A 24,042-nucleotide genomic window follows, 5' to 3' on the forward strand; every position below is an offset into this window, starting at 1 on the left:
TTCCTATGCCCCCATCACTGCTGCTAATGCTCGCCGACACCCTTCTAATTCTCCACGTGCTGTTTGTGGCCTTCGTGGTGTTAGGCCTGGTCGCCATTTACGCAGGCTACTTCTTCAGCTGGCGGTGGGTTCGCAATAGAACCTTTCGTATCATGCATCTATGCGCCATAGGTTATGTGGTGGTTCAGGCTTGGCTTGGCGTGGTTTGCCCGTTAACCACCTGGGAAATGGCGCTGAGGGCAGAGGCAGGCGCCGTCACCTATTCGGGCTCGTTTATTCAGAACTGGCTGCACAGCCTGCTCTATTTCACTTTGCCAGAGTGGGTGTTTGCGGTGGTGTACACGCTATTCGGTAGCCTGGTGTTGGCCAGTTGGTTTGTGGTGAAGCCTCGTCAGCACTCTTCCTAGAAGATGGGCGTGTACTAAACTTTGCGTATCACACTGTGCTTGGGAGCGAATCCATGCGGCACCTATACCTAATGCGGCACGCCAAGGCTAAGCAGCCCAGTGGCGATATGACCGACCATCAACGACCGTTGCGAAAGCGTGGTAAACGTCAGGCAGCGGCGATGGCGCATGTGCTGCAGCACTGGCAAGCGTTAGAAGGCGGGATTTACGCCAGTACAGCGGCTCGCACGCGGGAAACCTTCGACGAGATCGCAGCGCAACTGCCTGATCGTACCCTGGTCAATCAGGTTCACTTCGATGAAGACCTTTACACGTTCGATGGTGGCGGGCTGCAGGCATGGCTCGAATCGCTGCCGAATGAAGCCGAAAGGGTGCTGGTGATTGGGCATAACCCGGCGCTGCATGATCTGGCTCGTTGGCTCGACAAGACCGCGCCGCATTCGCTGCCCACCGGGAGCGTGCTGCATTTCACGCTGTCCGGCTCTTCCTGGGAAAGCGTGAGGCAGGGCGGAGCCAAGCTGGCAGGGTGCCAGACCCCGGAAGCGGCCAGTTATCCTCTTTTTCAGCGCCTTGCCCCCCGACCACCCAAACGCAATAACGACACTACCAGCCGCATTCGTGACATGCTGGAGCACCAGTATCAGATGATCCGTACCTTGGAAGCTGGTGTCATCGCAGGTGTTGATCCTGAGTTCCTGCACCAGTACCGGGTCAATCTGCGTCGTAGCCGGGCAGTGGGTGAATCCGTGCGCGCCATTACCCGAGTGCCTGGCCTAAAAAAGATGCTTAAGCGGCTCAAGCAACGTGCCCAGGCTACCAGTGACCTGCGTGATATTGATGTGTTTCTGGAGGATATGGCCAAGACGCCCCCGCCGCTCACTTCTGGTAGTCGCCAGGGATTGATGCAGTGGCTCCAGGCTTGCCAGCGGGAACGCCTCCAGGCGCTATGTCAGCAGTTAAATGCACCGGCGTATGCTGAGGAGATGAAGGCATGGCAGCACTTTATCGCTTCCGATGACGTTGGCAAGGCACTTTCGAAACTTACGCCAAAGCGTATCCGTACGGTACTGAATGAGCGTATCGCACGCCACGATGAAGACCTGGCGGCACTCTCGCTGGATACCCATGACACCGGGTTCCATGAACTGCGGAAGGGCGTGAAGCGGATTCGTTACCTGGCTGATCTGAATCCAGAGACCCCTGAGCCGTTTCTATCTCAATTGAAGCACCGCCAGCGCCTGCTCGGGGAGTATCAAGACCTGTGTTCTCGTCAGGCCTGGCTGGATGCCTTTGGCGCAAGCCCCGATAACGACCCGCAGCAACAGCAGGAGTGTGTTCAGTGGCGCGATTCGTTAGAGAAGCCGAAGCTTGTGCTGCGCAAAGAAGTATTGGCGTTGGAACCTATGGCCAACGTGTCCCCGTAACAACGTAATCAGGTAGCCTTGCCGCCAATCGTTACGCGATATATGATTCGTATATGCTTCATATTCGTTTCATATATTAGGTGGTGTGATGGGTATCGTTAAGATCAATGACCAGTTGCATGAGGATATTCGCAAGGCAAGCACTGTCATGGTGCGCTCAATCAATGCCCAGGCAGAGTACTGGATAAAGGTGGGCATGCTGGCTGAGGCCAATCCGGGAATGACCTTCTCTGACATCATGCGTGAGCAAATGAAGCAAGCCGACGTTGAAGTAAGGAAGGTGGTCGGTGAGTGAGCTGACGCTAAAAAGCGAGGAGGAGTTGCGTTTGATGCGGGAAGCCGGACGGCTACTCGGATTGGTGTTCAGTCATCTCGACCAACGGATAGCGCCCGGCGTATCCACCATGGCTATTAACGATTGGGCTGAGCGCTATATCGTCGATCAATTGCAGGCTCGCCCGGCCAGTAAGGGGCAATACGATTACCAGTACGTATTGAATGCTTCAGTCAACCACGTGGTGTGCCATGGCATTCCATCCGAGAAGCAAATACTCAAAACAGGCGATATCGTCAATGTCGACATTACCCTGGAGAAAGACGGCTTTATTGCTGACTCCAGCAAGATGTATCTGATTGGCGATGTGACTCCCTATGCCAAGCGACTGGTCGATAAAACCTACGAGGCCATGTGGCAAGGAATACAAGTGGTTAAGCCCGGTGCCACGTTGGGTGATGTAGGCTACGCAATTCAGCAATATGCCGAAAAACACGGATACTCTGTCGTTCGTGAGTATTGTGGCCATGGCATTGGTCGCGAAATGCATGAAGAGCCGCAGGTGCTGCATTACGGGAAGAGAGGCAGAGGCCTGGCGTTGAAAGAAGGGATGGTGTTTACCATCGAGCCTATGATTAATCAGGGCAGGGCCAAGATAAAAACCAAGCGGGATGGCTGGACGGTGGTGACCAGTGACAAGAAATTGTCTGCTCAGTGGGAGCATACGGTAGCGGTCACATCCTCTGGTTTCGAAGTGCTAACACTCCGCGATGACGAGTGCCTCCCTACTGAGATTAACCCATAACGGCCATGATCTATCCTCCTTCGTTTAAGCGCCCTGTATGTTTAAGGGCCGTAGCCTGAAATCGATCTGGCGAAGCATATCAGGTGCGTTAAGCTGAAATGGTGGGTGTGGCATAGCTAGGCATGCTTTCTCTTGCATGGAGTCTATGATTCACCTATTCCATATCGCTTAACAGCTAAATGAAAAGGATGTCTACGATGGCGAAAAAACCGACAGGTAAAGGCAATACGCCAGCGGGTGAGTCACTCGCCACTGTTTCATGCGGCACCGATAAATTGCTATTGGCAGCCTTAGAGCGGGGCGGCAATTGCCTTGAAACCGGGCGCTTTCTGATTAGCTATCGTGAGGGGCGGGTAGAAGAGGGCATTAAGTCGCTAAAAGCCCAGAAATTTCGCATCGCTGATGCGCGGGATTTCACCGATCAAGCCGTTAGCCTGGAAGATGCCGGAGATGCTGAGGCAATGGTATTTCCGGAGATTGGAGTAGCGCTGGTAGGCGGCGATGCCCTACAGCAGCATGGCATGAGTGCGCTGGGTAAAGTAGCCGCGGATAGTCCCATCGAAATTATTGAGCCAGAGTATTTCGCCTTTTCTGAAAATTCTGAATATCTACGGGGTTTTTTGCGGGCAGCCAGCACCATCGCTCGTGATCTTGGCGTTGAGCTGGATTTGGAAGAAGGCGAAGAGAACCTTGAAGAGGACGCCCTTCGGCCAACTTGGGGGCTAAAACGCTGTAAGGTGCCGCAAAGTAGCTGGAGTGGCGCGGGTATAAAAGTCGCCGTGCTGGATACCGGGATGGATCTTGGCCACCCGGATTTCGAGGGTAGGGAGTTCGTTACCCGCTCATTCGTCGGGGAGCCGGTGCAGGATATTAACGGGCACGGTACTCACTGTATCGGCACGGCCTGTGGCCCCCAGGCGCCCGGTGAAAACACTCAGCGTTACGGGATCGCGTATGAGGCGCAGGTCTTCGTCGGCAAGGTGCTGACCAACTCGGGCAGCAGTACCGGGGCGGGCGTTCTCGCTGGCCTAAACTGGGCCATAGCCAACCGCTGTGAAGTGATCTCGATGTCGCTTGGCAGCCAGAGCCCGGTGCAGGCCGCCTACACCCATGCTGGTGAAGCGGCGCTGCGTAATGGGTGCCTCGTTATCGCTGCAGCGGGAAATTCTGCAACCAATACAGGGGCGCCTGCCAACTCGCCTACCGTGATGTCGGTGGCGTCTCTCGATCCGAACCTGAAGCCTTCCAGCTTTTCCAATCATGGCAAGATCGAAATTGCCGCGCCTGGGCGCGATATCTTCTCCTCATGGCCCCGGCCCACTCGCCATAAGACGATCAGTGGCACCAGCATGGCGGCACCACACGTGGCAGGCTGCGCGGCACTGTGGGCACAGTCTGATGCCTCATTACGGGGAAGGAAACTGTGGCAACAGCTAGTGGCTTCGGTGCAAGAGCTGCCATCGCCTGAATCCCGCGTGGGAGCTGGGTTGGTACAAGCCTTGATGTTGGGCGACACTGGGCAGGCGCTCCTTTCAGGCCGCCCAGTGCACTTACTAGGGAGGTACGCCAGATGCCAGCGGTAGCGCTATGGTTGATCACTATTTCCAGCGATCAACCGATAAATGAAATGGCCACACGTCTCAGCGCTGAAGGATTAAATATCCAGGAGGTGCTGGAGGAGATCGGTTGCATTACCGGCTCGGCTGACGATGCCACGGCGGAACGGCTGAAAAAGATCAAAGGCGTAGTGGATATAGCGCCTGATATGCAGATCGATATGGGGCCACCGGGCTCTGAGGAGACTTGGTAAGCTCGGTAAATATTTCACTGGGCTTAATGACGCTATGGTTTTAGTGGAGATGTGATATGGCAACCCCCGCAAAGAACACTGTTTGCCTTTGGTACGATGGTGGTGCAGAAGAGGCAGCACGCTTTTACGCTGATACCTTTCCTGATTCGTTTGTCAGGGCGGTTCATCACGTACCGGGAGACTTTCCATCGGGTAAGCAAGGGGATGTATTGACCGTAGAGTTTACCGTGATGGGCATTCCGTGCCTTGGACTCAACGGCGGGCCTGGGGTGACGCACAATGAGTCGTTCTCTTTTCAGGTCTCAACGAATGACCAAGCCGAAACGGATCGCTATTGGAATGCCATTGTTAGCAATGGTGGCAAGGAAAGCGCCTGTGGCTGGTGCAAGGATAAATGGGGAATATCGTGGCAGATAACGCCTGTCGTGCTGATTAACGCCGTTACCAATCCTGACCCTGCCGCCGCTAAGCGCGCATTCGACGCAATGATGCAGATGAGAAAAATCAACGTCGCTGACATTGAGGCGGCGCTTCACGGTTGAGTATAGGACTGGTTGACTCTTCGTTTAAATTAAGAATATTTTGCAAGTCGGCTTGATTAGGTATTATGAGCATTGAACCTCAATATGTCACTTACCATTAGCCACGTCAGAAAATCCTGATCTCACCGGTGTTTCCCGGTAGGTGGCGGGTGGAGTAAAGCTATCCAGTTCCCGGAAGCAGGTAATGATGATGAGTAAGCATGTGCCAATACCCCCCGAATGGCAGGCCGATTTTCTGCTTAAGCAATTCTCGCTGTCGCACCGACTTGGCTACTCGTTGTCTGGCGTGGTGTTGGTGTTTTTACCCATTTTTACTATTTTGGACGCGACACTGGTCAGCTACGCTGATGGGGAGTTGATATGGAAACATATTCTCTTCCGCCTGCCCGCAGTTATTTTGGCGATTACTTTTTTGCTGCTCCATCATAAGAAAGACCCGGGCTTTTGGGCTTATCCGCTATTGCTGACGTTGAATCTTTCAATAGTGGGCATGATGGCTGCCATGTTTGTATTGCACTATTCGGAGCAGGGCGGACATCTTCTCTACATCACCCAGGGGCTAACCTTGGTCATTATTACTGTGGCTACAGCGACCGTCTACGGTGCTAGAGATCTGGCTTTGATATACGGCTTGCCGCTTACAGCAGTAATCGCTTTTATTGTTTTTTCAGGCAGCCCGTTTCCAGATAACCCTATTCATTTGGCCTTCATTCCCGCTGCGATAGGGATAGGTGTAGTCATTGCCACTATGCTTTACCAGGAACACCAGCGCACTTTTATTGCCAGCCAGCAACTTGAGCATAGCGCTTTGGCCGACGCGCTGACCGGCTTGCCCAACCGGCGCTCGATGCAAACAGACTTGCAGGCAGAGTGGAGCCGCGCTAAGCGCGACGAACAATGTTTTGCCGTGTTGATGGCCGACTTGGATCGCTTCAAGGCTGTTAATGACCAGCATGGCCATGAAGTGGGTGATGAGGTGCTCACCATTCTTGCTACACGGTTCACTAATACTCTTCGGGGTGGAGACCGGGTTGCCCGCTGGGGAGGAGAGGAATTTTTGCTACTGATTCCAAACGCTACCGAGGAGAGCGCTATGGCCGTCGCCGAAAAGGTACGTCGAGCAGTTGCTGAGCCGCCCTTTGCCACCTCAGCAGGCAACTTGGCGGTTACATTGAGCCTGGGTGTTGCGCTTCATCGCCAGACCGAGAGCATTGACGAAGTGATCAGCCGCGCCGACAAGGCGCTTTACCGTGCTAAGCAAGAAGGCCGTAACCGTGCGGTACTGGCTGGCGATTGATCGGGCACGGTATTTTCTGGAATTGCTTCAAACTCATAACGCATCTAACACATCAAAGTGATCGCAGTAAGCTATATCCACGAGCTCGACTTGGATATGGCTAGTTTTTAACGCTGCAACAAAATCGTGTGTTTGTTGGCGAAAAGTGGGCGGATCGCTTTCGGCGATCACCACTTGGCATGAGGGTAGTTTGCTGGAATCGGCAAATATAGGACTTAACGCAAGCGCTTGGGGTGGAGTGAGCTCCAGCGCTTCGTTAACGTAGGTATCCACCAATGGCGTTAGGTCATAAACGCCGCTAACCAGTATCAACTTATCAATGGGTATATCACCACTGGTGGCTACCCAGTAGGCTAGCTGGGCACCGGCGCTATGGCCGCCTAATACAATAGACCACACGCCACCGTTATCCGCGAGGGCGTTGCATGCCGCCCCAATCCCCTCAATGCATTGGCTCACCATGGTGTTAATGGAGGTTTCCGGTGCTAAGCCGTAACCCAGGGAGGCGAAGGCCATACCACGGGCCAGGTAGCGTTCAGCCAGAAAGTCCGTCGCGGTGTTATCCAGCGCCTGCCAGTAGCCGCCGTGAATAAATAGCATCAATGGCCAGGGGCCCGCGGTACTTTCCGGGACGAACAGGTTGAGACGGGCCGCCGGATCTTCACCGTAGCGCAGGGTAATCGGCTGGTGGCGTGCCACCAGGTCGATACCTAAAGCTGCCTGGCGCGTTAAAGTGGCTTCGAAATCCCGAGCGAAATGGCTCGGCGAGTAGGCGAGGTTCAGGGGTATTTCAGTCATAACATACCTCTATTAGGTAACGGCATCACGCACATGAAACTGCGGATCCTGGTACTCACCGCTTTCCATTACCTCGCGGAAGTGCTGGGCGGCCTGCCAAACATCTTCAAAACTGAGATACAGCGGGGTAAAACCAAAACGCATTAGGCCGGGTTCCCGGTAGTCGCCGATCACACCGCGGGCAATCAAGGCTTGAACGATAGCGTAGCCGTTTTGACTATCCACCAGTGATACCTGGCTGCCGCGCTCACTGGCTGATGGGGTTATATCGTCAATATTATGAGTGGTAAAAATATCGCTTAAACACTCTCGAAACAGGTCGCTCATTGCCAGACTTTTTTCTCTCAGCGCCTGCATGTCCACCTCGCTCCATAGGGCGAGTGAGGCTTCCAGAGCGGCGTAGGCAAGTGCCGAATGGGTGCCAGTGCGAAAGCGGGAAATATCCCCCGCTGGGGTGTAATCCGCTTCAAAAGCGAAGGGCGATGCATGGCCGTGCCAGCCGGAAAGCGGCTGCCAACCTTTGTCTTGGTGATCGCTATGCACGTATAAAAAAGCTGGCGCGCCAGGGCCGCCGTTAAGGTACTTGTACGTACAGCCTACGGCGTAGCGAGCACCGCAACCGTTTAGATCAATGGGCAGTGCGCCTGCGGAATGGGCCAAATCCCAGATGACTTCCGCGCCGTGGTCGTGCACCAGTTTCGTGGTGGTGGCTATATCGCGTAATTTGCCAGTACGGTAATTAACTTGGCTCAGTACCACCACGGCTACACCGTCGAGGTGTTCGGCCAAGTTGCCTCCTTCGGGCAGGAAGCGGTGCTCGGCGCCACTCACCTGGCAATAGCCTTGGGCGATGTAGCCATCGGTCGGGAAGTTGCCGCCTTCGCTAAGAACCGCCTGGCGACCCTCCTTGCCTTGGCCGAGGATATACCCCAGCAGCTTGAAGATATTTAGCGTGATATTGTCAGTGACGCTTACCTCACCGCGTTGCGCACCAATCACCGGGGCTAGCAGATTGCCCAAGCGTTCCGGAGCATCGAACCAGCCCTGGTTCCAGCCTTTGATCAGTTGGTCGCGCCATTGATCCAGAGTCTCATCGACCGCCTGTTTGGCGGCCTTCGGTTGAGCGCCCAGTGAGTTCCCATCAAGATAAAGCACGCCTTCAGGCAGGGCGAAATGGCTTTTAAAGTCTGCCAATGGGTCTTGGCGGTCACGCTCACGAACACTATCCAGGCTTACAGGCATATGGCTGCTCCGAAAAATTGTATGTCGCTGTTTTGAATATCAAGACGGTAGTTAAACTGGGTGCGCAGCAGCGTGCCAAGTGCTTATATCGTCGTCCGAACACTCCACAGTTCCGGGAAGAACTGAAGATCCAGCGCTTTGACCAGATAGTTCACCCCAGCCGTTCCGCCTGTGCCGCGTCTATAGCCAATGATACGCTCGACCGTTTTCATGTGGCTGAATCGCCAGCGCTGAAAGTTGAATTCGACATCCACCAGTTTTTCAGCAAGCTCGTATAGATCCCAGTGTTGTTCGCTGTTGCGGTAGATTTCCGTCCAGACCGCTTCCACCTCGCTACTGGCGGTGTAGGGGATACTCCAATCGCGTTGGGTTTTGCTTTCCGGAATGCTGAAACCGCGTTTGGCAAGCAGCTGCAGCACGATATCGTAAAGACTGGGCGAGTGGAGGGATTCCTGAAGTTTTTGGTAGTGTTTGGGTTTTGATCTGTGGGCTTCGATTAGCTTGGCGTTCTTGTTACCCAACAGGAATTCCATTTCCCGATATTGATAGGACTGAAACCCAGAGCTTTGGCCAAGGCTGTCTCGGAAGCTGGCATAGTCGGCGGGGGTCATGGTGACCAACACTTCCCAGGCCTTGATAAGCTGTTCCTGAATTCTGGAAACCCGCGATAGCATCTTGAAAGCAGGGCGCAGGTTATCTTCTTGAATATGCGCTGCGGCACCATGAGCTTCGTGAAGGCAAAGTTTGATCCATAGCTCCGATACTTGATGGATAACGATGAAGAGTAATTCATCGTGTTCATCAGAAGCCGGATTTTGGCAAGCAAGCAAAGGTTCCAGATCCAGGTACTGGCCGTAGCTAATATCCTGATCCCAATGAATGGCTTCATTATCGACGCTGTTTTCTTCAGGAGTCGTCATTTTATTCTGCCTTGGTTGCTGTGCAATGTGTGGTTGTTGTCGTTTGTTTGCAAGCCTGTTCTTTAGGTTCACCTAAGTCCCAGAGTATACCGGCGGCGAGCTTCAGACCCTGCTCGATAATCGTTTCGAGCAGGTACTGATACGATCACAGTGTTTTATGAGAAAGGTGATCTTGAGCAATGCTATGTCGACATTCCCTTTCTCCCTAAGCTTGCAAAGTGATGTGTGAACGTCGGATATTGAACTTGGTGGCTACTTTTTTCACTAGCTAGGCATTCATTGTCTAGCTTTTCATAGACCGGCTTTTACTGACGAATGCCTACTATAAGGAAGAACCATAGTGCTCACTATCATTATCACCGTGGCGATCATCGCCGTTATCGCGTTTTACGTCATCGGTATCTACAACCGACTTGTGTCTTTGAAAAATCGCTTTGAGAACGCCTTTGCGCAAATTGAAGTGCAACTTAAGCGTCGGCATGACCTGATTCCTAATCTGGTAGAGACCGCAAAAGGTTATCTCAGCCATGAACGGGAGACGCTGCAGTCGGTCATCGAAGCTCGTAATACAGCCGCCGCTGGGCTAAAAGCGGCCGCGGCAAATCCAGGCAGTGCCAAAGCCATGGCAGACCTGGGCGGCGCAGAAGGTGCACTGACTCAGGCAATGGGGCGGCTCAATGTGGTCATGGAAGCCTATCCGGATTTAAAAGCCTCGCAAAATATGCAGCAATTGTCAGAAGAGCTAACCAGCACTGAAAACAAGGTGGCCTTTGCGCGGCAGTCATTTAATGATGCGGTGATGCACTACAACACCTATCGGCAGAGCTTCCCGCCGGTAGCAGTGGCTGGCATGTTCGGCCATGGGCAGGATGCCTCGTTGTTGGAGTTTGAAGACAGTGCCCAGATTCAAGTGGCGCCGACGGTGTCGTTCTAAGCTCAGGGAAAACGCGACATGGATTTTTTTACCGCGCAGGATCACGCTCGTCGTAAAACCGGACGTCTGGTTGTTTTGATGGTACTGGCAGTACTCGCCCTAATTGTTGTTACCACGCTGGCAATTGCCATCGCGCTGCATCTAATGGGGGAACAATCCGCTACACAAACCAATCTTTCTGCTCAGGGGATGTGGTCGGCACTCTCGATTGAACTGGTCACTGGCGTTGCTATTGCGGTGTTGGCCGTCGTGGTGCTGGGCGGGCTATTTAAACGCAGTCAGCTAAGGCGTGGTGGCCGGGTAGTGGCAGAAGCCCTTGGTGGACGCGAGATCAATCTTAATACCCGTGATGCTGATGAGCGGCGTATTCTCAATGTGGTTGAAGAGATGGCGATTGCCTCTGGTACGCCAGTGCCCTCGGTTTATGTGCTTGAGGAGGAGAGTATCAATGCCTTCGCCGCCGGTTATCAAACCAATGATGCAGTGATCGGGATTACCCGTGGCACGATCCAAAACCTGACACGGGATGAGCTGCAGGGCGTCGTAGCTCATGAGTTTAGCCATATTCTGCATGGTGATATGCGGTTGAATATGCGCCTGATCAGCATCCTCCATGGCATTCTAATCATTGGCTTATTGGGCGGTACACTGCTGCGTAGTATGCGTTTTCGACGGGTGGGCGGTGGAAAACGTGACAACTCAGGCGCTGTCGTTTTAGCGCTGGGGGCGGCGCTAATGCTGATCGGCTACGCGGGTACCTTCTTTGGTAACTTGATCAAGTCGGCGGTTAGTCGGCAGCGTGAATATCTGGCGGATGCCTCTGCGGTGCAGTTTACCCGCAACCCTCAGGGGATTGGCAACGCGCTGGTTAAAATCGGCTCGCACACCCAGGGCTCTTACCTGCAAGCGACACAGGCGGCGGAATTCAGCCATCTGTTCTTCGGTCAAGGCGTGCGGCAGGGCTTTAGCCAAATGATGGCCACCCATCCGCCGATTAAAGATCGTATCAAGCGGGTCATGCCCGATTGGAATGGCCGCTTCGAAGTCACTTGGCCCATCCAGGAAGCCGAGAATGGCGCAACAGAACCAGAAGGCAACGGTGAGCGGTCTGAAGCGGAGCCCAGATTTGGCTCGGGAACAGCAACGGGAACGGCAACGGGAACGGGAACGGGGGCAATGGCGGCTGTGTTAACCGGTGCCTCTGCTCAAACCGCCATTAACACCATGGGCCAGCCTGACCAGCGCCATCTTAACCAGGCTAGAGCGACACTAGATGCGCTACCTGAGCGGATTAAAATCGCCGCCCATGAGCCCCATGCCGCTCGTGCTCTGATCTATTCACTGCTGCTTAGCCAGGATAAGACAATGCGTAGGCATCAGCTTAAGGCGTTGCATCAAGTTGCACTGCCAGATGTTTACCGAGCGCTGATGGATTATGGCCCGGAAATGTTGAGGCTGGATGTACAGTTACGCTTGCCTCTAATAGAACTGGCGCTGCCAGCGTTACGCTCGCTTTCGATGGAGCAGGCCCAACACTTTCGCCTCTGTATGGAACGGTTGATCGAGGCAGATGGTCAGGTCAGCCTGTTGGAGTGGACGCTATATCAGTTGGTGTTGAATAACATCAGCAAGCAAGGCAGTGGGCCTTCAAACCTCAAGATAAACGACCTGCAGCGGGAGTGTCAGCTGCTACTGACGGTGCTTGCCACCGCCGGTCAAGATGACCCAGTTGAGATAAGCGCTGCGCTTAATGCCGCTGAGCGTGAGCTGCCATTCTCATTGAGGGCCACTGACGATATAAGTGATATGCGTGCACTCAGCCTGGCGGTTGAGCGCTTGCGACGTTTAAAGCCTTTGCATAAGCCCGCGCTGTTGCAAGCGATGGCGCGCTGTATTGAACATAGCGGACGTATTTTGCCCGCCGAAGCCGAACTGTTCCGTGCCATGGCCGATATTCTCGATTGCCCAATGCCGCCACTGTTATCAGATGAGGCATAGGCAGCCATTCGCGCTAAAGGGAGGAGCCTCAACCATGGATGAAACGGAATCTTTAAATCGAGCCATCCATGAGGAGGTCGCGCTGTTTCCATATGATGCGGCTTGGCCAACTCTATTTAAGCAGGAGCGAGACAGGCTGCTAGATTTATTTCCAGATGAGTTCCTAGCCATTGAGCACATCGGAAGTACCGCTGTTCCTGGTCTCTCGGCCAAGCCGATCATCGATATTCTGGCAGGCGTTGACTTAATATCCAGGGCCGATGACTTATTGGAGCCGTTGTGCCGTGCGAAATATGCTACATCAATGGAGTACAACGCTTCTTTGGTGAGGCGACGTTGGTTAATGCGATGGGCTGAAGGACGTAGGACGCATCATCTGCATCTGATGGTGTATGGCAGCGAGGAGTGGCATCGTCGGTTGGATTTTCGCAATAAACTGCGTGCTGATACTGAGCTTTCGCAACGGTATGAGAAAAAGAAGCGCCTGTGGGCGGCGGAATTTACGTCAGACCGAGAAGCCTATACGGCGGCGAAAGGGGATTTCATTAAACAGGCGCTCAAGAATGCTTCTTAACCACAGCAGTCAATGTCGCGTCTGTTTTGCAGACCTTTCTACAGTAACGCTTAGCGCGTCAAATGAAATGGGAAGTTAAAGTGAAGACTATCAAAACATCTCTAATGTTTGTGGGGGATCAGGCCGGTAAAGCCGAAGAAGCTATCAAGTTTTACACTTCGCTATTTGAGAACTCGAAAATCATCGATATCGAGCGTGTCGAAGCTGGGGGCATGATCCCGAAGGGGCAATTAAGCTCGCCCGCTTCTCGATAAACGGCACTCTCTTCCTGGCAATGGATAGCTATTACGACCATCAGTTCAGTTTTACGCCATCAATGTCGTTACACGTTGAGTGCGGCTCAGAGAAAGAAATAGAAGACGTATTTAAAGCATTGAGCGATGGAGGTAAGGTTTTGATGCCACTAGATAATTACGGCTTTAGTGAAAAATTCGGATGGTTGAATGATAAATACGGCGTTTCCTGGCAGCTGAACCTTTCCAGCTAGCACGTTAACATTCTTTTAGCTTGGCAACGGAAAAATACAAGAGAGCGCTTATGTTTGAGTATACATTGCTGCACTGGATGACTTTTTTATCAGCGGCCGTGCTTTTGAACCTATCGCCGGGGCCAGATATTGCCTACATACTGGGGCAAACATTACGTAGCGGGCGACGGCAAGGGTTTGCCGCTATGTTTGGGATTTGGACAGGAGCGGCGCTACATGTAGTAATGGCTGCAGTTGGTCTTTCGGCTATTTTAGCCACCTCTGCATTGGCGTTTTCGATTGTTAAATGGGTAGGGGCCGCCTACCTGATATGGCTCGGTATTAAAATGTTGCTGTCTCAAGGGGATCAGTTTGTCGCTGCAGAAAAGCCGGGTAACAAGAACCTCTCCGCTGTTTATTGGCAGGGCATGCTGGTATCAGCGCTAAACCCCAAAGTCGCTATCTTCTTTCTGGCTTTCCTGCCGCAATTTATCGTGGAAGGCGCTGGCCCAGCCGAGGCACAGCTTTTATTGCATGGCAGCCTTATTATTGCAGTTGCTGCCGTAATAGAGCCCCCTTTGGTTCTGGCTGGTGCTAAGTTGGGTGCTTACTTAAAGAGAAAACCACGCGTTGGTTTATGGATGGATAGATCCCTTGGAGCACTTTTCGTCGCGTTGGGTGCACGGTTGGCTGCCAGTGCAAGGTAGGCTACGTAATGCTATTTTTGTTTTTGAAGTGCTGGGGAGGAGGTCTCTTTTCGTTTAAATGAAGGATGGTGATAATGTCTGCTTACGCCGTTGCTCTTATCCGCGAAACCCGATTCGATCCTGAAATTAAACAATATTTAGAAGGCATTGATGCAACCCTCGCGCCGTTCTCGGGCAAATACCTCGTGCATGGTGGGCCATACATTCCGCTTGAGGGAGGGTGGACAGGGGATATGGTGGTGATTGAATTTCCTTCCATGGAGCATGCGCAAGGTTGGTATGACTCGGCTGCTTATAAAGCGATCCGCCCATTGCGTACCCGGAATACAGAGGGCGATGTGCTATTAGTTCAAGGTGTACCAGAAGGGCATAAAGGAGCGGACATCCTTGGGTAGCGATAGCCGCTCCTTATACTTCAGCGTATTTACGATGAAAGACCATTAATTATAATTTAGGCCGGTTGAGGTGATGGCGTGCTTTCCAACGCTACCTGCAACTCTTCAACAAGCGTTTCAACTTTCTGTATCGCGGCAGCAACCGATTTGGCCAATACCTCGCCGCCCACTTCCTGTCCTTCGATCGCGATGTAGTGAACGCGAGTGATGCCGATAAATGCCAGTGCTGTGGCCAAGTGTGGCTCAAGGTGGTTCATATGGGCCATTTCTTCACCTGGCGCCATATTTACGCCGCCTCTAGCGGTGAGCACAACGGCATGCCTTTTTCGGTCTGTGAGCTTGGGTATGTAAGGGTCTATCGGGTTGGTGTCATCGAACTCTACCGTTCGACCGGGCCGTACTACTTGGTCGACCCACGCCTTGAGGGCGGCAGGCATCCCGAAGTTGTAAAGCGGCGTTCCGATTACCACAATATCAGCAGCAATTAACTCATCAATCAGCTGGTCGCTCTCTGTTAGTGCGTTCTTCATCCAGGATTCTCGTCGCTCTTCTGGAGCGAAGGCAGACGCAATCCAGTCGTGGCTAATAATCGACGGCGGGTTTTGACCTATATCGCGATAGGTAACCGTGTCTTGCGGCCGGCCTGATTGCCACTGGCTGACAAACTGATAAGTCAAATGGCGGCTATGCGAACCGTGGTTATCTGTGCCAGCAATGCCGGGGCGGGCGCTAGCGTCTATATGCAGGATGTGTGTCATGGTGGCCTCCTAATCTGAGTTAAACTCATCTATGATTAACAACAGGCTTAGCTTAGGCTGTGCCTTTCAGCCTGAACAAACGATCTTTTCTTGCAGCTATAGATGAGTGAAGCTCATTCATGAACCATCGCCGATTACCTTCGCTTTCAGCACTACGAGCTTTCGAAGCCGCTGCCCGCCATGAAAGCGCCAAGCAGGCTGCGCAGGAGCTGTCGGTGACTGCCGCTGCGATTAGCCATCAGGTTCGGGGTCTTGAAGAGGCGCTAGGCGTTACCCTATTTTTACGTAAACCCCGACAGTTGGCGCTGACACCTCAGGGCCGTGAGCTACTGCAGGTTCTGGAGACTGCGTTTGATAGCATTAGTCATGTTGTCGAGCGGTTGAGTGCTGTACCTGTTCGCCAAACCGTTACGCTCTCTACAACGCCAGCGGTTGCGGTGCGCTGGTTGCTGCCCTGGGTGTGTATGCTGCGCGACTCCCATCCAGATATTGATCTGCGTATTCATGCTTCGCATGAGTCGGTTCCTCTGGATGGGGTAACGGCAGACATTGCCATTCGCTATGGCGATGGCCGTTGGCCAGGGTTGGTCGCCGAGAAGCTGTTTGATAACACCTTTATCCCGACCTGTAGCCCACGCCTTGGTCTACACGAGGTAGAACAGCTACCTTTGCACCCATTGATTCACTTCAGCAGTCAGGGGGCCATATCATCACCACTGGATTGGGCGACGTGGCAGAAAGAAGCAAAGGTACCTGGGCTGGACGTGAGTGCCGGGCTGGTCTTTTCTGATGAGACCCACGCTATCTCGGCTGCCGTTGGGGAGCAGGGTGTAGCGCTGATGAGCCGCCAGTTGATTCAGGATGAGTTGGAGGAGGGGCGTTTGGTGCAACCTTTCGGCCCCGAATTTGAAGGTAAGCCGTTCTTTCTGGTCTACCCAGAAAGCCGACGGCATGACCCAACCATTCAAGCGATCAGTGATTGGGTTTTGGCGGTGCCGGGTGGGTTGTGTACGTTGATGAATTGATAGTGGAGGACTTTTATACCGTTATCTTATAGGCAAGCTACCCATCCACCTTACTGACTTGGTTAACAGGCCACGCTGCTGGATGACCTTCGAAGCTTCGCTGTTGTTCAAGGAGCTTCTAAAGTGTATCTCCGAGCTGATGCTCGTCCTACTGCAGGTGAGAAATGCTGTTTCCCCTGAATTCAACTCATAGTATTTAAGAGCCGTCGCTCTGGCAATCAAGGAACGAAACGATGGAAGTAATTATTAATACTATAATATCCGAGTTTTCGGATTTTAATGACCTGAGTGAATTCATCATTGTTGTGATTCGCTTGCTGTTGGCGGCTGTACTAGGCGGTCTATTGGGGCTCGAGCGAGAGCAGAGAGGCAAGGCCGCTGGAATACGCACCCATATGCTGGTCTGTATGGGGGCGGCTTTGTTTATATTTATACCTCAGCAAACGGGTATCTCTGATGCGGAAATGAGCCGGGTCATCCAAGGCGTTATTGCTGGCATCGGTTTTCTTTGTGCTGGCACCATCATCACCCGAAAAGATGAAAAAGGCACGTCAGGGCTTACCACGGCGGCAGGGGTTTGGTTGACGGCGGCAATTGGCATAGCCGTAGGCCTAGGACGCGAGCAGACGGCGGTTTTGTGTACGCTGCTGGCCTGGGTAGTCCTCTATGTAGTGCCTTTCTTTTCCGGTTCAATCAGCAAGAAAAAGTCTTCGTCCTTGGGCGATGACGAAGACAATACCGATATTTGATGGGAGCCGAATGCAAAAACTAGAGGGCGTGAATGAACAGAGAGTTAACTCCTCTGGTAAGGCCTCGCCTTTTTATAATCAGGGAACTACATCCAGACGGTATAATTATTATTTGTTGGAAGCCTTCTTTCTTCCACTGGGGCTTTTCCTTCTTGCATAGCTCTTTCTCGGCTTACCCGTGCGTTTCGGCGGGCCACCGGCCTCACCCTGGGCGGTTTGCAGGCTCTGCCTGAGCTTGGCAGCGTCACTGTGGGTGAGCAGGCCGCGTAAATCATCCAGCAGCGCTTGCTGAAACGCGCCAGGGTCGTCCTGCTGTTCGGAAATCGCCCGTAGGCGTTGTTCCCATAGCGCAGTGCGTTCAGGCGTGCTTACGGCGCTGGGAAGGGCGGCGATTAGGGCAGTGCCAAGCTTGGTGGCGCGCAGGGCTTTTTGCTGGCGTACCAGGTAGCCGCGCTGTACCAGGGTTTCGATAATGCCCGCCCGGGTGGCTTCGGTGCCCAGGCCATCGGTGTCGCGAAGCGTACGGCGCACTTCCGGGTCGTCCACGTAGCGGCCAATGTTCATCATGGCCTTGATCAGGCTGGCATCGGTGAATGGTTCCGGTGGGCGGGTTTCCTTCTCCTCTACGCCTGCGCCCAGCGCCTGGCAGGGCTCACCTTGAGTGAGTGGTGGCAGCGGTGGTGTTTCATCCCGAGTAGTGAATAGCGGTTTCCAGCCGGGGTCGAGAATGCTTTGCCCGCGGGCGCGGAAGGCTTCATTAAGCAGCGTAAATTCGGCTTTGACTTCGAAGGTGCGCAGAGGACGGTAGAACTGCGCCATCACGTTGCGCACGATCAACCGAAACACATTGCCTTCGGTAGCGGAGAGTTGGCTGAAATCTGCCGGTTTTCCGGTGGGGGCAATGGCGTGGTGGGCACCGACCTGCTTATCGTTCCATGCCTTGGAGCGCAGGGTAAAGTCTGCTCCATTCAGCCACTGCTGAAGCGCATCATCGTTTTGGCAAGCACTGGTCAGGCTGCGCTGGGCAAGCTGAAGATGCTCCTCGGGTAGGTAGCGGCAATCGGAGCGCGGGTAGGTGATCAACTTGTGGCGCTCGTAGAGCCGCTGGCAAATATCCAGCACCATCTGCGCGGAAAGCCCATGACGGCGGGCGGCATCTACCTGAAGGGCTGATAGCGAGTAGGGCAGCGGCGGTGCCTGGCGTTTCTCCTGCTGGTCGAGCTTGGTGAGTTGCCCTGATGCGCCGGGTAACTGAGCCGCCAGTTCATCGGCGGGCCTGCGGTCAATCAAACGGCCTTGATCATCGAGGGGTTGGTGCTCTTTGGGCGCCCACCAGGCGCGCAGTTGACCCTGGGCAACCTTGAGATCCACCCATAGTGGATAAAACGGATGGGGCACAAAATCACGGATGGCGTTATCGCGGCGCACGATTAATCCCAGTACCGGGGTTTGCACACGGCCGACAGAAAGCACACCGTCGTGCCCCGCTTGTCGGCCGGTGAGTGTCCAGGCACGGGTTAGGTTAATGCCATACATCCAGTCGGCGCGAGAGCGGGCCTGGGCTGCCTGAAACAGCGGCTGGTAATCGGCGTTGGAGCGTAGCTTGGCAAGCGCCCGGCTCACTGCAGGTTTATTGAGGTCGCTGATCAGCAGCCGTTGTACCGGGCCACGGTACTTCATGTACTCGATCACTTCCTGCACCAGCAGCTGACCTTCGCGGTCAGGGTCACCCGCGTGAACCACATCGGTGGCTTGTTTGATCAGCTTGCGAATCACCGCGAGCTGCCCACGTGCCTTGGGGCGTGGCATCAACTTCCACTGCTGCGGCACGATAGGGAGCCGATCCAGCCGCCACTGTTTGTCAGCGGGGTCATAGGCTTCCGGTGGCGCTTGCTCTAATAAGTGCCCTAAGCACCAAGTGACCGTGGTGTCGCCACATAGCACCGCGCCCTCCTGGCGTTTGCTAGTGCCCGGTAACGCCTCGACAATGGCTTGGGCGAGGCTGGGTTTTTCGGCAATTATCAGGCGCATAGCAGCGAAGCCTTCATCGTATCCTTTGATGGCGCCTATGGTAGCAGACGCTGACCAGCATTGGCGCCAGAGGGGCAGGTCAATATAGTGATGCGGTAAATTGCTGATACTGTTAAGTTGTATAAATTATGTACAAATAGTTTTGTTCGCCAGGAAACTGTTCGATAGCCATCTATTTGATGGTCAGGGTTGGTATTTAAGGGGCATCATCAATGCGTGATCGAGGCAGAACACGACGTTTAATGGGATTGGGTGCACGCACCGGTGGAGCGCTGCTGAAAACCCGTTTAGGTGGCCAAGCGGATTGGCGAGCCCTGGGCGAAGCGCTGTTTGAGGGGCTTTCAGAGCTTAAAGGCCCGGCCATGAAGCTTGCCCAAATTATGTCCCAGTGGGACGATCTGCTACCGCCCGATCTCGCCGAGGAGCTTGCCCGCCTGCAGCGCCAAGCCGAACCGATGCCCTGGCCACGTATTCATGAAGCGCTGGTTCAGCAGTACGGCGACATTGACCACTATTTCAGCGAAGTCGAGGAGCGCCCCTTTGCCAGCGCCTCCATGGGGCAGGTTCACCGCGCGACCACCCATGAGGGAGAAACGGTCGTACTCAAGGTGCAGTACCCCGGCCTAGCCGAGGTATTGGAGAGCGATTTGGTTCAGGTGCGGCGCATTATGCGTTTAGGCCGCTGGTTCAAAGTGCCCCAGGCGCGTTTGGATGCCCTATTTGAAGAGCTTGCTGAAAGCCTGCGTGGGGAACTGGACTACCACGCCGAAGCCGATGCACTGGCCCGCTACCGTGAGCGCTATAAGGATGACCCGCGGCTAGTGATTCCCGAGCCTTTGCCAGCGCTCTCCGGCCCCCATGTGCTGGCGATGCGCTACGTGGAAGGAGCGCCATTGCGCGAATTAGCCGAGGCAGATGACGAGACGCGCCAGGGCATTGCCGAGACATTAGCGGACTGGATTACCCAAGAACTGTTTACCTACGGCGAACTACACGCCGACCCCCATGCGGGTAATTTCGCCGCCGATGCCCAAGGGCGGCTGGTGATTTACGATTTGGGCGCGGTAATTGCGGTCCCCGATGCGCGCATAAAGGCGATGATGCAGCTGTTGGATGCCACCTTGAAGCATGACCCCATGGGGATGGACGAAGCCTTGATGCAAATGGGTGGCCGCCAGGGGCAGGGCGCGCCGCTGGCGCTCTATCGTGAATCTGCTGAATGTATCGCGCCGCTGTTTGAGCCGGGCGAGCAGGATTTCAGCGATGTGCGGGTGCACCGTCGTCTGCGCGAGCTAACCCCTAAAGTGTGGGCGGCGATGGATCGACTACAGCCTCCTGCTGAAACGCTGCTGCTTTCCCGGGCGCTGAACGGCCACTATTGGAATTTAGTGCGTTTGGGCGCGCGACTGAATATGCACGAGCGCACGCTTCCGCTATTACATCGAGCCTATTAATGATCAACCGATTGCCACTGCGACCATGTCGGCCTTCATGCTAAACTATGCCGCTTTTAAACAGGTCGTTGTTTAATTCGATATCGTTGAACACGACATCGTTTAACAAGCCATCCTGTCACAACATGGAGACGGCAATGCTGGCGGTATGGGTCGATCAGCTGCTGGGATTCGCCTCCGGGGCACTCTCGGCAATCAGGCAACAAGAACACTATCCGGATTTTATGACCTGGGTGCGTGCCAAAGGCGCGGATTCCTTTGAAGGTGATGTGGCTATGGCCCAGGCGCTGGCGCCGGTGCTATGGTCGCAAACACCGCTAGAGCGGCTCGACTTTGCCTGTGAGCCCCTCGCCACGCCGGGGCGTAATGAACCGTGCTGGTGTGACTCAGGGCGCAAATTCAAGCAGTGTTGCTATCAGATCGAGTTTCCCACTGAGATCCCCGATCAGATGATGTGGATGCTCTCGCTGCGCGAATGGAAGGGCGCGACCCTGAAAGCCGCGTTGGATAGCCAACAGGCTCCGGCTCAAGCGCTACTGGAAGCCGGGTTGATTGCTGCTGAAAGCGGCCAGACGGGCCGCGCTATGCAAATCCTTGAATCACTCTTCGATGGTAGTGACTGGTCACGGCTGCCTGAGCAGGCCGAGCCTGCCTTTGAAATCCTGCTGGATATTTATCAAGAGCGCGGTTTTAGCCGTAAACGTGCTGACCTGCTTGATGATGTGATGGAGCGGGGGCCGCTGTTTTTGCGTGGCGTGGCTCTTGAGCGTTTATGCCTGATGCACTTGGATAACGATGACCTGGATAGTGCCCGCGGTGCCTTTGTGAAGGCTCAGCAGGCGCTACCCGATTCGCCTACCTTGGCCTACATTGAAGCCATGCTGTTACTGCATGAAGGCCACGAACAGGAAGCCAAAGAGCGCGCTAATTTCTGGTATCGCCGCTTGGTTCGACAGGGTGATCTGGATGAAGATCAGTTGGATTTTTTAGCCGCGTTGGCGGATAACCCCGGCGCGACGCTTGCCGATCAGTTGCTGAGTGCGGAAGAGGATCTGGCCACGCCGCTGGTGGCGCTTCAGGCGCTGTTGGCCGCGCTGCCCACTGCCCCCAAAATCGATGTGAGCGCCGACCCTGAAAGTGGCCGATTGCTTTACAACACCAGTGCTCGTGAAGAGACGCTGTTTGCCGCCTGGCATGAGCAGTTTCAGGTGCTGGTGGATGAAGACGTAGCGTTGGGCTTCCGCGATGACCCTTGGGGCAACGCCATTGAGTGGATGTCGGCACTCTGTGCACATCCCGAGTGGCTGGACGCCCCACAGGTTGTGCAGGACTTAACGTTGGCGCTCACCAGCCGCTTTGGCAGCCTGCCGTGGATGGCCCCAAGCCTGCTGGAGCCACTGGCGCTTCGCCTCTCGCGCTGGTTGGAACAAGCCCGCGCCGAAGGCGATGGCAACCTGTGCTGGGACGATGCCAACAACGCCATGTTGCTACGCACAGGGCTCGCGTTGGTGGTCGGCATGGAGCGCGGGGCGCGTCAGCACTCCCGCGAGTTGGCCGAAGAGCTACTGCTGATCGACCAGGAAGATAGCTTAGGGCTGCGGGAGCTGGTACTTGACCAGTTGCTACGTGATGATCGCAACGAGGAAGCGTTGGCACTTGCGGAAGAGAGTGACGACGACGGCTCGCTGGTATTGGGGCTTTTGATGGGTAAAGCCCTGGCACTCTATCGGTTAGAGCAGCGTGAGGCGGCAGAAGCGGCGCTAGGCGATGTGCTTGGCCATAACCGCTACGCGTTAGAGCTAATTTGTGCAGAGAGCCCGCGGCCTTCCATGCCTCACCCCGATGGTCAGGTTGACCCCGGCTCCCGGGCGGAAGCGTGGCAGTACCGCACCTTGATGCGCGATCAGTGGCGGACTACGCCAGGGGCCTTGGACTGGCTCGAAACACATCGCTAGCCTAAACCTTCAAGCCTGTTTAAGCAGGCTTGGGGGTAGGCACTAGCTGCTTGTCCCGGCTGATCCAAATTGCCAAGATAATGGCGGGAAGGCCCAGTAACGTTGCGATGACAAAGAAGCTTGGGTAGCCCTGAGAGGTTACGACCAGCCCACCAAAACCGCTCAAAAACTTTCCTGGCAGCGTCATTAGTGATGAGAACAGCGCGTACTGCGTTGCAGTATAGGCGCGTGATGTGAGACTGGAAAGAAAGGCGATAAACACCGCACTGGCTAAGCCATTGGCAAGGTTATCGCCGATAATCGTCACCACCAGCATGGGCAACTGATTACCCACCACGGCAAGCACGGCAAACAGCAGGTTAGTCACCATCACTAACCCCGCGCCGAAGATCAGCAGCGGGCCAATGCCGTAGCGCGCCACGCATAGCCCGCCTAGAATTCCACCGGTAATGCTCATCGCAATGCCGAATATATTGGTCACGTTAGCAATCTCTGCCAGCGAGAAGCCCAGGTCGATATACAGCGGGTTGGCCATGGAGGCCATGGCCAAATCGCTGATTCTAAATACGGCAATAAACACCAAAATCCACAGCGCTTTCACTCCATAGCGGCGAAAAAAGTCGGTAAACGGACAGACCAGCGCACCAACGCTCCAGGCACCCAGGCGGCGTAACAGTTTGGGCTTACCGCGGCTGGCGCGAATAAACGCCCGTACCTTAGGCTCATGGATAAGTTGAATAGAAAGCGAAGCGCGCTTCGGTTCAGGGCGCAGCAGCACGGTGAGAACGCCAATGCCCATTAGCGCCGCCATGCTCATGTAGGCCACATCCCAAGAGGCAGAGGCCGCGATATACAGTGCGCCGGCACCGGCGGCAAGTAAGCCACCGCGATAGCCAATAATATAGGTCGAGGCCATGGCGGCCTGAACATCGTCATCGGCGGACTCAATGCGATAGGCATCGATAGCGATATCCTGCGTCGCTGAGCCAAACGCCACCAGCAGTGCAAAGAGGGCCACCCAGCCGAGATTACCCACCGGGCTCAAACCGGCCAGCCCCACTAACCCCGCAACGATCAACCCCTGGGCTAACAGCATCCAGCCGCGGCGTTGGCCGAAGGCGCGGGTCAAAATCGGGAGCGCTAACCGGTCTACCACCGGCGCCCAGAAAAACTTGATCGAGTAGAGCATGCCAATCCAGGCAAAAAAGCCAATTGCCGCTACCTCCACGCCGTCGCTACGCAGCCAGGCGGAGAGTGTTGAAAACACTAATAAAAAGGGTAGGCCTGCAGAAAACCCCAAAAACAGCATGGTAATAACGGGTGCACGACAATAAATAGCCAGCGCAGCAAGCCAAGTGCGCTGGGGGGTGGGGTTTAACATTAAACGCTACTCCTGGTGGAAAGACGCTGGCAACGGCCAAGTGATAAACTGAGGCAGTGTTCTAACACAAAGTGCTATCACAAAACCGACAGCTTA

General features: G+C 54.5%; 23 protein-coding genes and 1 pseudogene. 18 read left to right on the forward strand and 6 right to left on the reverse strand.

Annotation, left to right across the window (positions count from 1 at the left end; translation table 11 throughout):
- The first annotated feature begins 5 nt into the window (after positions 1–5).
- From RO22_RS11350 to RO22_RS11385, 8 genes are all read left to right on the forward strand, one after another.
- Complete coding sequence (locus RO22_RS11350) at positions 6–407, forward strand: DUF2784 domain-containing protein (protein ID WP_041158374.1); 402 nt, start codon at positions 6–8, stop codon at positions 405–407.
- Between the two features lie 53 nt (positions 408–460).
- The gene (locus RO22_RS23860) at positions 461–1,831 is read left to right on the forward strand and encodes a CHAD domain-containing protein (protein ID WP_052475608.1); all 1,371 of its coding nucleotides are present in this window, start codon (positions 461–463) and stop codon (positions 1,829–1,831) included.
- 88 nt (positions 1,832–1,919) lie between these two features.
- On the forward strand, positions 1,920–2,126 hold the full coding sequence (locus RO22_RS11360; protein ID WP_022523750.1) for a ParD-like family protein: 207 nt from the start codon (positions 1,920–1,922) through the stop codon (positions 2,124–2,126).
- The gene (map, locus tag RO22_RS11365) at positions 2,119–2,910 is read left to right on the forward strand and encodes a type I methionyl aminopeptidase (protein ID WP_041158375.1); all 792 of its coding nucleotides are present in this window, start codon (positions 2,119–2,121) and stop codon (positions 2,908–2,910) included. Before RO22_RS11360 ends, map begins: the two co-directional genes overlap by 8 nt.
- 197 nt (positions 2,911–3,107) lie before the next feature.
- Positions 3,108–4,493 (forward strand): S8 family serine peptidase, encoded by a 1,386-nt coding sequence (locus tag RO22_RS11370; protein WP_235270494.1) that lies wholly within the window; start codon positions 3,108–3,110, stop codon positions 4,491–4,493.
- Positions 4,481–4,720, forward strand: a complete 240-nt coding sequence (locus RO22_RS11375; protein WP_027959201.1) for a hypothetical protein — start codon at positions 4,481–4,483, stop codon at positions 4,718–4,720. The genes RO22_RS11370 and RO22_RS11375 overlap by 13 nt, the downstream gene beginning before the upstream one ends.
- Positions 4,721–4,776: 56 nt before the next feature.
- Positions 4,777–5,262 (forward strand): VOC family protein, encoded by a 486-nt coding sequence (locus tag RO22_RS11380; RefSeq protein WP_041158376.1) that lies wholly within the window; start codon positions 4,777–4,779, stop codon positions 5,260–5,262.
- Positions 5,263–5,446: 184 nt separating this feature from the next.
- Positions 5,447–6,559 (forward strand): GGDEF domain-containing protein, encoded by a 1,113-nt coding sequence (locus RO22_RS11385; RefSeq protein WP_235270495.1) that lies wholly within the window; start codon positions 5,447–5,449, stop codon positions 6,557–6,559.
- A 33-nt stretch (positions 6,560–6,592) separates the two neighbouring features.
- Here RO22_RS11385 and RO22_RS11390 read toward each other — a convergent pair whose 3' ends face one another.
- The 3 genes from RO22_RS11390 to kynA form a co-directional block, all read right to left on the reverse strand.
- Complete coding sequence (locus tag RO22_RS11390; RefSeq protein ID WP_041158378.1) at positions 6,593–7,357, reverse strand: alpha/beta hydrolase; 765 nt, start codon at positions 7,355–7,357, stop codon at positions 6,593–6,595.
- A gap of 12 nt (positions 7,358–7,369) precedes the next feature.
- Entirely contained in the window at positions 7,370–8,599 is a 1,230-nt protein-coding gene (kynU, locus tag RO22_RS11395; protein ID WP_009286489.1) for a kynureninase, read from the reverse strand.
- Positions 8,600–8,682: 83 nt separating this feature from the next.
- The gene (kynA, locus tag RO22_RS11400) at positions 8,683–9,519 is read right to left on the reverse strand and encodes a tryptophan 2,3-dioxygenase (RefSeq protein WP_027959205.1); all 837 of its coding nucleotides are present in this window, start codon (positions 9,517–9,519) and stop codon (positions 8,683–8,685) included.
- 337 nt (positions 9,520–9,856) lie between these two features.
- On the opposite strand from kynA, the gene RO22_RS11405 reads away from it, so the two are divergent.
- The 6 genes and pseudogenes from RO22_RS11405 to RO22_RS11430 all read left to right on the forward strand — a co-directional run bounded on the left by RO22_RS11405 (position 9,857) and on the right by RO22_RS11430 (position 14,593).
- Positions 9,857–10,453 carry a LemA family protein gene (locus RO22_RS11405; RefSeq protein ID WP_027959206.1) on the forward strand — a complete coding sequence of 199 codons (597 nt, stop codon included), beginning with the start codon at positions 9,857–9,859 and terminating at the stop codon, positions 10,451–10,453.
- An 18-nt stretch (positions 10,454–10,471) separates the two neighbouring features.
- Positions 10,472–12,451, forward strand: a complete 1,980-nt coding sequence (locus tag RO22_RS11410) for a M48 family metallopeptidase (protein ID WP_041158379.1) — start codon at positions 10,472–10,474, stop codon at positions 12,449–12,451.
- 34 nt (positions 12,452–12,485) lie between these two features.
- Entirely contained in the window at positions 12,486–13,025 is a 540-nt protein-coding gene (locus RO22_RS11415) for a GrpB family protein (RefSeq protein ID WP_041158380.1), read from the forward strand.
- Positions 13,026–13,129: 104 nt separating this feature from the next.
- A pseudogene (locus RO22_RS11420) lies at positions 13,130–13,512 on the forward strand (VOC family protein).
- Positions 13,513–13,562: 50 nt separating this feature from the next.
- Positions 13,563–14,198, forward strand: coding sequence for a LysE family translocator (locus tag RO22_RS11425; RefSeq protein WP_041158381.1), 636 nt, complete (start codon positions 13,563–13,565; stop codon positions 14,196–14,198).
- Between the two features lie 74 nt (positions 14,199–14,272).
- A complete protein-coding gene (locus RO22_RS11430) occupies positions 14,273–14,593 on the forward strand; it encodes a DUF1330 domain-containing protein (RefSeq protein WP_022523737.1) in 321 nt (106 codons plus the stop codon).
- Between the two features lie 56 nt (positions 14,594–14,649).
- Here RO22_RS11430 and RO22_RS11435 read toward each other — a convergent pair whose 3' ends face one another.
- Complete coding sequence (locus RO22_RS11435) at positions 14,650–15,351, reverse strand: FMN-dependent NADH-azoreductase (RefSeq protein ID WP_041158382.1); 702 nt, start codon at positions 15,349–15,351, stop codon at positions 14,650–14,652.
- Positions 15,352–15,470: 119 nt separating this feature from the next.
- Between RO22_RS11435 and RO22_RS11440 the strand changes: the two genes are divergently transcribed.
- Together RO22_RS11440 and RO22_RS11445 are read left to right on the forward strand one after the other, a co-directional pair.
- A complete protein-coding gene (locus RO22_RS11440; RefSeq protein WP_041158383.1) occupies positions 15,471–16,376 on the forward strand; it encodes a LysR substrate-binding domain-containing protein in 906 nt (301 codons plus the stop codon).
- A gap of 233 nt (positions 16,377–16,609) precedes the next feature.
- A complete protein-coding gene (locus RO22_RS11445; protein ID WP_009286495.1) occupies positions 16,610–17,125 on the forward strand; it encodes an MgtC/SapB family protein in 516 nt (171 codons plus the stop codon).
- A gap of 108 nt (positions 17,126–17,233) precedes the next feature.
- Here RO22_RS11445 and RO22_RS11450 read toward each other — a convergent pair whose 3' ends face one another.
- Positions 17,234–19,156, reverse strand: a complete 1,923-nt coding sequence (locus RO22_RS11450; protein WP_041158384.1) for a DNA topoisomerase III — start codon at positions 19,154–19,156, stop codon at positions 17,234–17,236.
- 212 nt (positions 19,157–19,368) lie between these two features.
- Here RO22_RS11450 and RO22_RS11455 point away from each other — a divergent pair, with 212 nt between their 5' ends.
- Complete coding sequence (locus tag RO22_RS11455; protein ID WP_027959219.1) at positions 19,369–20,610, forward strand: ABC1 kinase family protein; 1,242 nt, start codon at positions 19,369–19,371, stop codon at positions 20,608–20,610.
- 137 nt (positions 20,611–20,747) lie between these two features.
- Positions 20,748–22,565: an SEC-C domain-containing protein gene (locus tag RO22_RS11460; protein ID WP_041158385.1), complete on the forward strand. Its 1,818-nt coding sequence runs from the start codon at positions 20,748–20,750 to the stop codon at positions 22,563–22,565.
- Between the two features lie 19 nt (positions 22,566–22,584).
- Here the strand turns inward: RO22_RS11460 and RO22_RS11465 are convergent, their stop codons facing one another.
- Positions 22,585–23,946 (reverse strand): AmpG family muropeptide MFS transporter, encoded by a 1,362-nt coding sequence (locus tag RO22_RS11465; protein ID WP_041158386.1) that lies wholly within the window; start codon positions 23,944–23,946, stop codon positions 22,585–22,587.
- Positions 23,947–24,042: the final 96 nt, after the last annotated feature.

The organism is Halomonas sp. KHS3, from assembly GCF_000830495.1.
GTDB classification, from domain to species: domain Bacteria; phylum Pseudomonadota; class Gammaproteobacteria; order Pseudomonadales; family Halomonadaceae; genus Vreelandella; species Vreelandella titanicae.